Below are 12559 nucleotides of genomic sequence, written 5' to 3'. Positions count from 1 at the left end.
GCTGGTATGCAGGCCTATGGCCATCTCCGCATCCGAAATCAGTGCACGCATCGTCGAAGCGGTGATGGCGCAGAAGCTCGCGCCGGGTTCGCGCCTGGGCGAGCAGCAGCTGGCGATGCTGTTCGACTGCAGCCGCACCATCGTGCGCGAGGCCCTCACGCGGCTGGCAGCGCGCGGCATCGTCACGGTGAGCGCGCGGCGCGGCTGGTTCGTCATCGAGCCCTCGCAGGACGAGGCGCGCGAGGCCTTCGAGGCGCGGCGCGTCATTGAGCTGGGCCTCATCCGCAGTGCGGGCAGCACCGGAAAGATCGAGAAGACCGCTCTGCGCCAATTGAAGGCGCACCTCCAGCGTGAAAAGGCCGCACTGAAAGAAAGCGACGTCGGCAACCGCAGCTTCCTGCTGGGCGACTTCCATGTGTGCCTGGCCGAATGCCTGGGCAACACGCTGCTGGCCGACACGCTGCGCGACTACACGGCGCGCACCACGCTGATCGCCATGCTCTACCAGTCCACGCACGACGCGGTGCAGTCGTGCGAAGACCACGTGCAGATCGTCGCGGCGCTGGAGCGCGGCGACCATGCCGCCGCCGAAGCATTGATGGCCGCGCACATCGGCACGGTGCAGTCGGCGCTGCGCGTGCAGGCGCCCACCGATCCGCTCGCGCAACTGCGCGATGCGCTGGCGCCGCTGCAAAACACCAATGCCGCCCCGGCGCCCAAGGCCAAAAAGCGCCGCAAGGCTGCCGACGCCGCGTCCCCCGATTCAGATTCTTCGACTTACCTAGGAGCCTTGCTATGACCTTCTCTGCATCCAAACGCCACCTCGCCCTTGCGCTTGCTTCAGTCGCCATGCTGGCTTCGGCCGGCGGCGCGTACGCCCAGAACGCGCTCGACAACGTGCTCAAGGCCAAGACGATCAAGATCGCCGTGCCCACCGACTACCCGCCCTACGGCTCGGTCGACAAGAACATGAAGCCGCAGGGCCTCGACGTTGAAATGGCCGAGCTCATCGCCGCCAAGCTCGGCGTGAAGGTCGAGCTGGTGCCCGTGACCAGCGCCAACCGCATTCCGTACCTGCAGACCAGGAAGGCCGACCTGGTGATCTCCACGCTCGGGAAGAACCCGGAGCGCGAGAAGGTGATCGAGTTCACGTCGGCTTATGCGCCCTTCTTCCAGGCCGTGTACGCCGCCAAGAGCATGAAGCTCACCAGCTTCGCCGACATGGCCGGCAAGACCGTCGCCGTGACGCGCGGCGCGATGGAAGACCAGGAGCTGAACAAAGTGGCGCCGCCGAACGTCGACTATCGCCGCTTCGAGGACAACAACGCGACGATCGCGGCCTTCGTGGCCGGCCAGACGCAAACCCTCGCGACCAGCGCGGCGGTTGCTGGCGACATGCTCGCCAAGAATCCGAAGGTAAGCGCCGAGTTCAAGCTGCTGCTGAAAGACAGCCCCTGCTTCGTCGGCGTAGCCAAGGGCGAAACCTCGCTGAAGACCAAGGTCAACGAAATCATTGCCGCCGCCAAGAAGGACGGCACGCTGGACGCCATGTCGAAGAAGTGGCTCGGCAAGGCAGCCGGCGACCTGCCCGTCTGATCGAACTGCGCGGCCATGAACATCGAGTTTGACTTTGGCGCGGTGCTCGCCGAATGGCCGCTGCTGCTGCGCGGCGTGGCGTGGACCGTCGGCCTCACCGCCGTGGGCACCGTGCTGGGCATGATCGTCGGCACCTTCTGCGCATGGGCGCGCTCGGGCGGCCCGAAGTGGCTGCGCGCCATCGTGGGTACCTATGTGGAGCTGATCCGCAACACGCCCTTCATCGTGCAGCTGTTCTTCATCTTCTTCGGGCTGCCGGCGGCGGGCGTCAAGCTTTCGCCGGAGGTGGCTTCGGTGATCGCGATGGTGATGAACCTGGGCGCCTACTCCACCGAGATCATCCGCGCCGGCATCGAGGCCACGCCCAAGGGGCAGATCGAGGCGGCCGTGAGCCTGGCGCTGAGCAAGTCGCAGGTATTCCTGCGCGTGGTGCTGCCGCCGGCGCTGAAGAAGGTGTGGCCCGCGATGGTGAGCCAGATCGTCATCGTGATGCTGGGCTCCGCCGTGTGCGGGCAGATCTCGACCGAGGAGCTGAGCTACGCGGCCAACCTGATCCAGAGCCGCAACTTCCGCGCCTTCGAGGCTTTCATCATCGCCACGCTGATTTACCTGGCGCTGTCGGTGGCGCTGCGGCGGCTGCTCGACTGGGCGGGTCCGAAGTTCTTCTTCGGCCGCTGACCGAATACCGAGGCCTTTTTCACCATGGCTGATTTTTCTCTCTGGGACATCCTGCGCAACCTGCTGATGGCGTTGCGCTGGACCGTCGTGCTGTCGCTCATCGCCTTCATCGGCGGTGGCCTCGTGGGCGCGCTGCTGCTGTTTTTGCGGATGCGCGGCGGCAAGGCGATCGGCAGGGCCGTGAGCCTTTACGTGCAGCTCTTCCAGGGCACGCCGCTGCTGATGCAGCTGTTCCTGGCCTACTTCGGCATTGCGTTGTTCGGCATCGACGTGTCTGCGTGGACGGCCGCGAGCGTGGCGCTCACGCTCTACACCAGTGCGTTTCTCACCGAGATCTGGCGCGGCTGCGTGGCCTCGATCCCGAAGGGCCAGTGGGAAGCCTCGGGCAGCCTGGCCTTGAGCTTCGGCGAGCAGATGCGCCACGTGATCCTGCCGCAGGCCGTGAAGATCGCCATTGCGCCAACGGTCGGCTTTCTGGTGCAAGTCATCAAGGGCACGGCGCTGGCGTCGGTGATCGGCTTTGTCGAACTCACCAAGGCCGGCAGCATGATTTCGAACGCCACCTTCAAGCCCTTCGTGGTGTTCAGCTGCGTGGCCCTGCTTTATTTCGTGCTGTGCTTCCCCGTGAGCCTGTACGCCAAGAATCTCGAGAGGAAAACCCATGGCCGCCGTGCTTGAACCGCAACAACCCGCCACCTCGGTGGGCGCCCCCATCGTGCGCATCACCGCGCTGCGCAAGTCGTACGGCACCAACGAAGTCCTGAAGGGCATCGACCTCGACGTGAAGCGCGGCGAGGTAATCGCCATCATCGGCAAGAGCGGCTCGGGCAAGAGCACGCTGCTGCGCTGCATCAACGGACTCGAAGTGTTCCAGGAAGGCTCGCTCACGGTCGACGGCAAGCCCCTGCTGCACGAAAGCGCCATGGCCATGCGCGAACTGCGCCAGCGCGTGGGCATGATCTTCCAGAGCTTCAACCTGTTCCCGCACCTCACGGTCGGCAAGAACGTGATGCTCGCGCCCACGCTGGTGAAGAAGCGCGGCAGCCTCGAAGCCGCCTCGCAGGCGCGCAAGCTGCTCACGCGCGTGGGCCTGGCCGAGAAGTTCGACGCCATGCCCGACCAGCTCTCTGGCGGCCAGCAGCAGCGCGTGGCCATTGCCCGCGCGCTGGCGATGGAACCAGCCGTGCTGCTGTGCGACGAAATCACATCGGCGCTCGACCCCGAACTGGTGGGCGAGGTGCTGCGCGTGGTGGAGTCGCTGGCCGACGAAGGCATGACGCTGCTGATGGTCACGCACGAGATGAGCTTTGCGCGCAAGGTCAGCGACCGCGTGATCTTCATGCACCAGGGCCGCGTGCACGAGATGGGGCCGCCGGCGGAACTGTTCGGGAATCCGCAGACGGCGGAGCTCAAGCAGTTCCTGTCGTCGCTGCATGACTGAGTGATTGAGGCCGAGAGGGGTCTTGCGGTCGGTCGGCTATCCTCCGCCACCGCGATGTACATAGAGCAAGCACCCCCCTCCGAAGCGGCCACAGTTGCCGCCGTTCTGAACGAAGCCGCCCAATGGCTCGCCGCCGATGGCCGGCCGCTGTGGTCGGCCGCCGACGTCGGCCTCGAGCGCGTGCAGCGCGACACCGATGCCGGGCGCTACTTCATCGCACGCGAGAACGGCGACGTGGCCGGGGTGGTGCGGCTCGACATGGAAGACCCCTTCTTCTGGCCCGAGATCGAACCGGGCAGCTCGGCGTTCGTGCACAAGCTGGCTGTTCGCCGGGCGTGGGCCGGGCGCGGCGTGTCGACCGCCCTCCTGGCCTTTGCACGAGAGCGCGCCTTCGAGCTCGGGCGCAGGCATCTTCGGCTCGATTGCGTGGCAGACAGGGCGGCCCTGCGAAGCCTCTACGAACGCTTCGGTTTCCTGCTGCACAGCGAGATTCAAAAGGGCACCTCGTCCTTTGCCCGCTACGAACTCCCCTTGGACAACTAGCCAGCCTCGCTCCGCACCATGCAATTCAAATGGATGGAGGACTTCATCGCGCTGGCGCAGACGCGCAGCTTCACGCGCGCGGCCGAGCTTCGCCACGTCACGCACCCGGCCTTCGGGCGGCGCATCCGCGCACTCGAGTCGTGGGCCGGCGCGACGCTGATCGAACGCGGCAGCTCGCCGGTCGTGCTGACGGCGGCAGGCGAGAGCTTCCTGGACAACGCCAGCCAGGTGGTGCGCAGCGTCGAGGGCTCGCGTGAAGAGGTGCACAACGTGGCCGGCCGGCAGGCCCGCACTGTGACGCTGGTCACGGGCCGCACGCTCGCGCGCACGGTGATGGCCGACTGGCTGGTGCGGCTGCAACCCGTGCTGCGCGACGGCGAGGTGCGCGTGCTGACGGGCGCGCTGGCGGAAACGGTGCGGATGCTGGAACACAACGAGGTGGATTTCTCGCTGATCTTTCACCACGCCGCACTCACTTTCCGGCTCGATGGGCGGCAGTTTTCCCATGTGACGGTGGCGTCCGACAAGCTTGTGCCCGTGTCGCGCACCGATGCGCAAGGCCTTGCCAGGCACAGCTTCGACGGCACCGGCCAGGTGCCATTTCTGTCCTATGCCCGCACGCTCGCCATGGGCCGCATGGTGGAAGACCTGCTTGCCAACAATCCGCAGGCGCCGCGCCTCCAGCGTCGCATCGAATGCGATTCGGCCGACGCACTCTACGAGTACGTGCTGAGAGGGCTGGGCGTGGCATGGCTGCCCTGGTCGATGGTGCAGGGCGATTGCAAGGCCGGCCGGCTGGTGCCCGTGGGCGGCCGGCGCATGGAGGTGCGCTTCGAGGTTCGGCTCTATCGGCCGAAGCGCCGGCTGGGTCCGCTGGCCGAGGATGTGTGGCGGGCAATGACGCCGCGCTAGCCCAATCGGCACGGCTTCGTGCCAGCAAGGCACCACGCAGGAATGATCGGCCCCGCAGAATCCTCGGGATTACTACAACTCCGAGGCAACGATGCGTCTTCCCCGTGCTTTCTCCTCCTGTCTCGCCGTGGCCCTGTGCGGCCTTGCCTGGGCCGCCTCCGGCCCGGCCAATGCCCAGGCCTACCCGAACAAGCCCATCACGCTAGTGGTGGCCTACCCGCCGGGCGGCTCTACCGATCTCACCGGGCGTGCGCTCGGCGTCGAGTTGTCCCATCGCCTTGGCGTACCGGTGATCATCGACAACGTGGGCGGTGCCGGTGGCGCCATCGGCGCGCAGAAGGTCGCCAATGCCGCGCCCGATGGCTACACGCTGCTCGCCGGTGCCAGCAACGAAGTGGCAATCAACAGGCTGGTCAACAGCAACGTGAAGTACGAGCCGAAGGACTTCACGCCCATCGGCCTGATTGCCTCGCAGCCGCTGGTCCTGGTGGCCGCCCCGGGCGCCGGCGTGAAGAACACCGGCGAATTCCTCGCGCTGCTGAAGAAGAACCCCGGCAAGTACAGCTACGGCAGCTCCGGCGTCGGAACCTCGCTGCACCTGGCCGGAGAAATGCTCAAGCAGCAGGGCGGCGTCTTCATGACGCACGTGCCCTACCGCGGCGTGGCGCCGCTCACCAATGACCTTCTGGGCGGCAACATCGACTTCGGCGTGTTCGTCCTCTCCAGCGCCCTGCCCTACATCCGCAGCGGCAAGATGGTGGCGCTGGGCACCACCGAGGCCAGGCGCTCGGCCATCACGCCCGACCTGCCGGCGCTCAGCGAGAGCCCGAGCCTCAAGGGCCTGGACATCGGCGTCTGGTTCGCGCTGCTGGGGCCGGCGAAGCTGCCGGAGCCGGTGCTGGCCCGGCTGAAGACGGCACTGAACGAGACGCTGCAGTCGCCCGACTTCCGCAAGAAGATGGAAGCCGCCAGCTCGGTCGTGCCGACGTCGAACGTGGACATCGACAAATTCCTGGTCACCGAGACCGCCAAGTACAAGACCATCGTCAAATTCGCCAACATCAAGGAATGAGCTTGTCCACGCTGTTTCAACTCCCCGCCCCCGACCTCTCTGCCTGGCGCGCCGGCAACACCGGCGTCGAAGGCGTCTGGCACTTCGAAGCCGAAGCGCCCGGCCGGCACGTGATGATCAGCGCACTCGTGCACGGCAACGAAGTGTGCGGCGCCTGGGCGCTCAAGGGCCTGCTGGAGGCCGGCGTGCGCCCGCAGCGCGGCACGCTCACGCTGGCGTTCTGCAACCTGGAAGCCTTCGACACCTTCGACGTGGCCGACCACGATGCCTCGCGCTTTGTCGACGAAGACCTCAACCGCCAGTGGCTGCCCGATCGCATCGAGGCCGGTGGCACGCGGGAGAGGCGTCGTGCCGCGGCGCTGCTGCCCTATGTGACTCAGGCCGACTGGCTGCTCGACCTGCACTCGATGCACGAGCCCTCGGCGCCGCTGACGCTCACCGGCATCCAGCCGCGCAATCTGCGGCTGGCGCAGGCAATGCGCAGCCCGGAGCACGTGGTCATCGACGCAGGCCACAAGGACGGCGTGCGCATGCGCGACTTCGGCCGGTTCGGCGCGCCCGATGCCGACGCGCAAAGCGACGCCCTCGCACTGCTGGTCGAATGCGGATTCCATGGCGACCCGGCCAGCCGCACGGTGGCGCAAGACCAGTGCGCGCGCTTCCTGCGGGCGGCCGGCACGCTGGACGATGCCGCCATCGCGCAGCAACTGCCCGGCTGGCTGCAGCCCGACGCACCCCGGCAGTGGGCGCTGGACGTGACCGGCCCCGTGGTGGCGCGCGGCGAGGACTTCCGCTTCGCGCAGCCCTTCACCGGCCTGGAAGTGATCGAACGCGCGGGCACCGTGATCGGCTGGAACGAGGGCGAGCCCGTGGTCACGCCCTACGACGACTGCGTGCTCGTGATGCCCTCGACACGCCAGGCCAAGCCGGGCGTGACGGTGGTGCGATACGCCCGTCGCCGGCTCCTCTAAGGCCTCCCCGGGGGCGGCTGGCGGGAACCTTTGCGGCTGTGGCAAGCTCGGGCCGGTATGAACCTCCGCACCCCGTCCCCCACCTCCCGTCGCCGGGTGCTGCGCGCGCTGCTGGGCGCCGCGGCCCTGCAGGCGCCCTTCGCGGCGCTGGCCGGCTTCAATTTCTTCACCAGCGAATACACCGCCACCCGCGACGAGCTGCAGACGCAGATCGCCAAGCGCTTCCCGGTGGCCGAGCGCTATGCCGAGATCTTCATGGTCGGGCTGCGCGATCCGCAGTTGGGCCTGGACGCACGCGGCAACCGCGCGGCCATCACGGCCACGCTGACCATCGCCAGCCCGCTGCTGGCGGCCTCGCCGGTGCAGGGCCTGGTGTCGGTCAGCAGTGCGCTGAGGTACGACCCGGCCACGCGCGCGCTGCGGCTCGACCAGCCCAAGGCCGAGCGCCTCGAGCTGCAGGGCGTCGAAGGCCGCGACGCCGAGCGGCTGCAGAAGATCGGCGCGGTGGTCGCGCAGGAACTGCTGCAGGGCCAGGTGCTGCGCAGCTTCACGGCCGACGAACTCACGGTCGGGCGCAAGACCTACGAGATCGGCGACATCACGGTGCAAGACAACGGGATCAAAGTGCAGCTCAAATGAAATACGCCCTTCTCTCTGCTGCCCTTTCCGCCCTGCTCATGGCAGGCTGCGCCGCCGTCCTGCCCACGGCCAAGCAGCACTTCGACCTCGAAGCCCACCGCGGCGGACGCGGGCTGGCTCCCGAGAACACGCTGGCCGCGTTCTCCAATGCCGTCGACCTTGGCGTGACCACGCTCGAACTCGACATCGGGCTCACGGCCGACGGCGTTGTCGTGATCTCGCACGACACCTCGCTCAACCCCGACCACACGCGCGATGCGAGCGGCGCATGGCTGGCGCCGAACACCGGCGCGGCCATCCGCTCGCTCACGCTGGCCCAGCTGCAGACCTACGACGTGGGCCGCCTCAACCCGACGAGCAACTACGGCAAGCAGTTCGCGCTGCAGCAGCCGCGCGACGGCGAGCGCATTCCCACTCTGGCCGCGCTGTTCGCGCAGGTGCAGGCACGCGGCGCCGACGCGGCCACGGTGCGTTTCAACATCGAGACCAAGATCGACCCGACCAAGCCTGAGGAAACCGCCGCGCCCGAGCCGATGGTGCGCGCGCTGCTCGCCGAGATCGACAAGGCGAAGATGGCCGACCGTGTGACGATCCAGAGCTTCGACTGGCGAACGCTGGCGCTGGTCGGCAAGCTCGCGCCGCAATTGCCGCGCGCCTACCTCACAACGCCCCGCACGCTGAAGGACAGCCGCTGGACCGCCGGAATCGATGCGGCCGGCTTCGCCTCGGTGCCGCAAATGGTCAGGGCCGCTTCGGCCAACGCGCCGGGCCCGGTGATCTGGTCGCCGGCCTTTGCCGACCTCACGCCTACCGTCATCAAGGAAGGGCAGAAGCTGGGCCTGAAGGTGCTGCCCTGGACCGTGAACCAGCGCGCCGACATGCAGCGGCTGATGGACTGGGGGGCGGACGGGATCATCACGGACTACCCGGACATCCTGCGCGACCTGATGCGCGAGCGCGGGCTGTCGCTGCCTCCGCCCGGAAAGAACGGCAAGCAATGAGCGCAGCACAGCAACTCGACACCATTGCCGCGCGCATCGCTGCCCTACGCACTAATGACGGCGGCTCCGTCACCACGCTGTCGAACGAAGCCCGCGCCAGCACCGAGCTGCTCGGCGCCCTGCCACCGCGCTACGGCGAGGTACTGCTGAGCCTGCTCGACCGGCTGGAGTCGAGCGCGCTCTTCAGCGAGGAAAGCTGCTCCTTCAGCCAGAAAGACCTGCTCGACAACCTGCAGGTGTGGGTGGACAAGGCCCGGGGCCAGCTGGTGTCTTGAACTGATGTCTTAGGACGCAGGTTTATCATCCCGCCCATGCGCACCCTGCTGCTCGCCCTCATGATCGTCCTGCTGCCCATCCGCGGCTGGCTCGGCGATGCCATGGCGGTCGAGATGGTGCGGCATTCGCTGCCGGCGGCTGAGGCGGCCGTGTCCATGGCGACAACGGCCACCGAAGCCCACTGCCACGAGGCGATGGATGCCGGCAGCAGCATGGACATGCAGATGGACATGGCGGACCACGCCGGTTCGCATGACAACAGCAGCAACGACGGCGCCGGCCATCAAGGCTGCGGCACCTGCACCGCCTGCCAGGTCTGCCATACGGTGGCCCTTGGCGGCATGCCCCTCGTCGACATCGTGCACAGCGCGCCCCAGGCGCCGCCCGCGGCACACGCGGCCCGCTTCGCCAGCGCAGAGCCCGCACAGGGCCTGAAGCCGCCCATTTCCTGATCTCCCTGCCCGTAGTCCGTCCGCAGTGAGCCCTTTCCGGCTCGCAGCGTCCGTCGTATTGCTCATGGAGATCGAGCGTGAACCCCATTGTTCGCCGGCAGCTTGCCGGCCCCCCTTGCTATCGAAGAAGTAGCGCGCTGCTCAAACGCGCCACCGCACTCGCGAGCGTCCTGATACTGGCAGGCTGCGCCAGCCTCTCGCCCGACGGCGGCACCGCCGACGTGCAGGCGCTGGTCAACGGCAACCCGCTGATGGCGGGCACCGCAGCCCAGCGCACGCCCGACGAAGCCTCGCAAAAGAGCGTCGATGCCCTGCTCGCCAGGCCGCTGGACGTCGAAGCCGCGGTACGCATCGCGCTCATCAACGGCCCGCGCGTGCAAGACGCCTTCGCCACCCTGCAACTTAGCGATGCCGACCGTGTGCAGGCCGCGAGCCTGCCGAATCCGGTGCTTTCCTTCAGCCGCCTGGCGCAGGGCAGCGAACGCGAGTTCGAGCGGATGCTCAGCTTCAACGTGGTGGGCCTGGTCACGCTGCCATGGCAGGCCCGATGGGCCGGCCAGCGGCACGAGGCGGCCAAGCTGCAGGCTGCGCAGAGCGTGCTGATGCTCGCCGCTGACACTCGCCGCGCCTGGGTGCGCGCAGTGGCGGCGCAGCAGAGCGTGGTCTACCTGCGCGACGCGAAGGAGGCCGCGGAAGCCGGCGCCGAACTCGCGCATCGCATGGCCCAGGTCGGCAACTGGAGCGCGTTGCAGCGCACCCGCGAACAACTGCTGCTGGCCGACGCGGCCGCGCAGCTCGCGCGTGCCGAACAGGCGGCTGTCGCTAGCCGCGAGCAGCTCACGCGCCTGATGGGCCTGAGCGGCGCTCGCGCCGGCTACACCCTGCCCGACCGCCTGCCACCGCTGCCGCAAGCCGCGCCCGAACTGGGCGACGTGCAGGCGCTGGCGCTGCGCGACCGCCTCGACGTGCGTTCGGCGCAAGCGCAGAACACCGCCGTGGCCGGCTCGCTGGGCCTGACGCATGCCACCAGCGTGATCAACGCGATGGAACTGGGCGTGGTGCGCAACACCACCTTCGACAACGACGCCGACCGCACGAAAAAGACCAAGCGCGGCTTCGAACTCGACCTGCCCATTCCGATCTTCGACTGGGGACAGGCCCGCAATGGCCGCGCCGAGGCGCAATACCTGCAGTCGGCCGCCCGCGTGCGCGACGTGGGCGTGCTGGCCGCGAGCGAGGCGCGCGAAGCATGGCAGGGCTGGAACACCGCCTACGCCATCGCCCGCCGCTACCGCGACGAGGTGCTGCCGCTGCGCAAGAAGGTCAACGAGGAGATGGTCCTTCGCTACAACGGCATGCTCGCGAGCGTGTGGGAGCTGCTTGGCGAAACGCGCGCCAGCATGCTCGCCGTGAACGCAGGCATCGAGGCGCAGCGCGATTTCTGGCTGGCGGACACCGATCTGCAGCTGGTGCTCACGGGCAGCTCGCCCGGTGGAATGACGGCTGCGCAGACCGCGTCGGCCGGCGATGCCCCCGCAACGGGAGGCCATTGAAATGAATCGTCGCAACTTCTTCGCAGGCGCAGCCACCGCTGTTGCCGCAACCACCGTCAGCCGTGTGTCCATGGCAGCACTGCCCGAACCTGTGTCGCAAGGCTCCACCGCCACTGCGCCGCCGCTCGTTCCGCCGAACGGCCGCCCCTACAACCCCGTCGTCACGCTCAACGGCTGGACGCTGCCCTGGCGCATGAACGCCGGCGTCAAGGAATTCCACCTCGTCGCCGAACCCGTGGTGCGCGAGATGGCGCCCGGCTTCAAGGTCAACATGTGGGGCTACAACGGCCAGTCGCCCGGCCCGACCATCGAGGTGGTCGAGGGCGACCGCCTGCGCATCTTCGTGACCAACCGGCTGCCCGAGCACACCACCGTGCACTGGCACGGCCAGCGCCTGCCCAACGGCATGGACGGCGTGGGCGGCATCACGCAGCCGCACATTCCGCCGGGCAAGACCTTCGTCTACGAGTTCACCGCGCGCCGGCCCGGCACCTTCATGTACCACCCGCACGCCGACGAGATGGTGCAGATGGCGATGGGGATGATGGGCTTCTGGGTCACGCACCCGAAGGAGAGTCATCCGCTGATCGAGCCCGTGCAGCGCGACTTCTGCTTCCTGCTCGGCAGCTTCGACGTGGAGCCCGGCAGCGCCACGCCCAAGGTCAACACCATGACCGACTTCAACATCTGGAGCTTCAACAGCCGCGTGTTCCCGGCCATCGACACGCTGAACGTGCGCAAGGGCGACCGGGTGCGCATCCGCGTGGGCAACCTCACGATGACCAACCACCCCATTCACATCCACGGCCACGAGTTCGAGGTGACTGGCACCGACGGCGGCCCCGTGCCGCGCACCGCGCGCTGGCCCGAGGTGTCGGTTGACATCGCGGTGGGCCAGATGCGGCAGATGGAATTCATAGCCGACGAGGAAGGCGACTGGTCGCTGCACTGCCACAAGGCGCACCACACCATGGGGCCGATGGGCCACGACGTGCCGACCATGATCGGCGTGGACCACAAGGGCGTGGCCGAGAAGATCCGCAAGCTCGTGCCCGACTACATGGTGATGGGAGACAAGGGCATGGCGGACATGGGCGAAATGGAGATGCCCATTCCCGACAACACCGTGCCGATGATGACGGGCACCGGCCCCTTCGGATCGGCCGAGATGGGCGGCATGTTCACGCTGCTGAAGGTGCGGCGCGACCAGAAGCCCGGCGACTACCGCGACCCGGGGTGGTTCAAGCACCCGGCCGGCACGGTCGCACGCGAAGTGCCGAACGCGAACGTGCCGCCGGCCACGCGCAAGGAAACACCCGCGCCGTCGATGAAGAACAGCAGCCCCGACGCAACCGTGCGCAAGCCCTCCGGGTCTGGCGCACACAACCACTGATTCCTTTACCCCTTCCTCTCCGGAGCTCAAAT

At 67.7% G+C, this 12559-nt stretch carries 15 protein-coding genes; all 15 read left to right on the top strand.

Features of this window, described 5'->3' with window-relative positions:
- Positions 1-16: 16 nt before the first annotated feature.
- The 15 genes from ACTG4X_RS11770 (at position 17) to ACTG4X_RS11700 (ending at position 12527) form a co-directional block, all read left to right on the top strand.
- Positions 17-799 carry a GntR family transcriptional regulator gene (locus tag ACTG4X_RS11770; RefSeq protein ID WP_093058302.1) on the top strand — a complete coding sequence of 261 codons (783 nt, stop codon included), beginning with the start codon at positions 17-19 and terminating at the stop codon, positions 797-799.
- Positions 796-1596, top strand: a complete 801-nt coding sequence (locus ACTG4X_RS11765; protein ID WP_093177854.1) for a transporter substrate-binding domain-containing protein — start codon at positions 796-798, stop codon at positions 1594-1596. Before ACTG4X_RS11770 ends, ACTG4X_RS11765 begins: the two co-directional genes overlap by 4 nt.
- Positions 1597-1611: 15 nt before the next feature.
- The gene (locus tag ACTG4X_RS11760) at positions 1612-2274 is read left to right on the top strand and encodes an amino acid ABC transporter permease (protein ID WP_093058300.1); all 663 of its coding nucleotides are present in this window, start codon (positions 1612-1614) and stop codon (positions 2272-2274) included.
- Between the two features lie 24 nt (positions 2275-2298).
- Complete coding sequence (locus ACTG4X_RS11755) at positions 2299-2952, top strand: amino acid ABC transporter permease (RefSeq protein ID WP_093058299.1); 654 nt, start codon at positions 2299-2301, stop codon at positions 2950-2952.
- Positions 2936-3715: an amino acid ABC transporter ATP-binding protein gene (locus tag ACTG4X_RS11750; protein ID WP_093078782.1), complete on the top strand. Its 780-nt coding sequence runs from the start codon at positions 2936-2938 to the stop codon at positions 3713-3715. The genes ACTG4X_RS11755 and ACTG4X_RS11750 overlap by 17 nt, the downstream gene beginning before the upstream one ends.
- Positions 3716-3769: 54 nt before the next feature.
- On the top strand, positions 3770-4258 hold the full coding sequence (locus ACTG4X_RS11745; protein WP_440533866.1) for a GNAT family N-acetyltransferase: 489 nt from the start codon (positions 3770-3772) through the stop codon (positions 4256-4258).
- Between the two features lie 18 nt (positions 4259-4276).
- Positions 4277-5170: a LysR family transcriptional regulator gene (locus ACTG4X_RS11740; RefSeq protein WP_093058296.1), complete on the top strand. Its 894-nt coding sequence runs from the start codon at positions 4277-4279 to the stop codon at positions 5168-5170.
- 91 nt (positions 5171-5261) lie between these two features.
- Positions 5262-6242, top strand: a complete 981-nt coding sequence (locus ACTG4X_RS11735; protein WP_093078787.1) for a Bug family tripartite tricarboxylate transporter substrate binding protein — start codon at positions 5262-5264, stop codon at positions 6240-6242.
- Positions 6243-6244: 2 nt separating this feature from the next.
- Positions 6245-7213, top strand: coding sequence for a succinylglutamate desuccinylase/aspartoacylase domain-containing protein (locus ACTG4X_RS11730; RefSeq protein WP_371127407.1), 969 nt, complete (start codon positions 6245-6247; stop codon positions 7211-7213).
- Positions 7214-7270: 57 nt separating this feature from the next.
- A complete protein-coding gene (locus ACTG4X_RS11725) occupies positions 7271-7852 on the top strand; it encodes a DUF1439 domain-containing protein (protein ID WP_093078789.1) in 582 nt (193 codons plus the stop codon).
- Positions 7849-8853, top strand: a complete 1005-nt coding sequence (locus ACTG4X_RS11720; protein WP_440533865.1) for a glycerophosphodiester phosphodiesterase — start codon at positions 7849-7851, stop codon at positions 8851-8853. Before ACTG4X_RS11725 ends, ACTG4X_RS11720 begins: the two co-directional genes overlap by 4 nt.
- Entirely contained in the window at positions 8850-9128 is a 279-nt protein-coding gene (locus ACTG4X_RS11715) for a hypothetical protein (protein WP_440533864.1), read from the top strand. Before ACTG4X_RS11720 ends, ACTG4X_RS11715 begins: the two co-directional genes overlap by 4 nt.
- Before the next feature lie 36 nt (positions 9129-9164).
- A complete protein-coding gene (locus tag ACTG4X_RS11710) occupies positions 9165-9581 on the top strand; it encodes a hypothetical protein (protein WP_440533863.1) in 417 nt (138 codons plus the stop codon).
- Between the two features lie 77 nt (positions 9582-9658).
- Complete coding sequence (locus ACTG4X_RS11705) at positions 9659-11134, top strand: TolC family protein (RefSeq protein WP_440533862.1); 1476 nt, start codon at positions 9659-9661, stop codon at positions 11132-11134.
- Between the two features lies 1 nt (position 11135).
- Positions 11136-12527 (top strand): multicopper oxidase family protein, encoded by a 1392-nt coding sequence (locus ACTG4X_RS11700; protein ID WP_093058288.1) that lies wholly within the window; start codon positions 11136-11138, stop codon positions 12525-12527.
- Positions 12528-12559: the final 32 nt, after the last annotated feature.

This window comes from Variovorax sp. YR566 (assembly GCF_051992195.1).
GTDB lineage: Bacteria > Pseudomonadota > Gammaproteobacteria > Burkholderiales > Burkholderiaceae_C > Variovorax.
This window is presented reverse-complemented; position numbering and strand designations above follow the sequence as displayed.

What these genes read in the sequence shown, in the direction of transcription:
- ACTG4X_RS11770 (WP_093058302.1), top strand. Translation starts at nt 17, where the DNA reads ATGGCCATCTCCGCATCCGAAATCAGTGCACGCATCGTCGAAGCGGTG.
- ACTG4X_RS11765 (WP_093177854.1), top strand. Translation starts at nt 796, where the DNA reads ATGACCTTCTCTGCATCCAAACGCCACCTCGCCCTTGCGCTTGCTTCA.
- ACTG4X_RS11760 (WP_093058300.1), top strand. Translation starts at nt 1,612, where the DNA reads ATGAACATCGAGTTTGACTTTGGCGCGGTGCTCGCCGAATGGCCGCTG.
- ACTG4X_RS11755 (WP_093058299.1), top strand. Translation starts at nt 2,299, where the DNA reads ATGGCTGATTTTTCTCTCTGGGACATCCTGCGCAACCTGCTGATGGCG.
- ACTG4X_RS11750 (WP_093078782.1), top strand. Translation starts at nt 2,936, where the DNA reads ATGGCCGCCGTGCTTGAACCGCAACAACCCGCCACCTCGGTGGGCGCC.
- ACTG4X_RS11745 (WP_440533866.1), top strand. Translation starts at nt 3,770, where the DNA reads ATGTACATAGAGCAAGCACCCCCCTCCGAAGCGGCCACAGTTGCCGCC.
- ACTG4X_RS11740 (WP_093058296.1), top strand. Translation starts at nt 4,277, where the DNA reads ATGCAATTCAAATGGATGGAGGACTTCATCGCGCTGGCGCAGACGCGC.
- ACTG4X_RS11735 (WP_093078787.1), top strand. Translation starts at nt 5,262, where the DNA reads ATGCGTCTTCCCCGTGCTTTCTCCTCCTGTCTCGCCGTGGCCCTGTGC.
- ACTG4X_RS11725 (WP_093078789.1), top strand. Translation starts at nt 7,271, where the DNA reads ATGAACCTCCGCACCCCGTCCCCCACCTCCCGTCGCCGGGTGCTGCGC.
- ACTG4X_RS11720 (WP_440533865.1), top strand. Translation starts at nt 7,849, where the DNA reads ATGAAATACGCCCTTCTCTCTGCTGCCCTTTCCGCCCTGCTCATGGCA.
- ACTG4X_RS11715 (WP_440533864.1), top strand. Translation starts at nt 8,850, where the DNA reads ATGAGCGCAGCACAGCAACTCGACACCATTGCCGCGCGCATCGCTGCC.
- ACTG4X_RS11710 (WP_440533863.1), top strand. Translation starts at nt 9,165, where the DNA reads ATGCGCACCCTGCTGCTCGCCCTCATGATCGTCCTGCTGCCCATCCGC.
- ACTG4X_RS11700 (WP_093058288.1), top strand. Translation starts at nt 11,136, where the DNA reads ATGAATCGTCGCAACTTCTTCGCAGGCGCAGCCACCGCTGTTGCCGCA.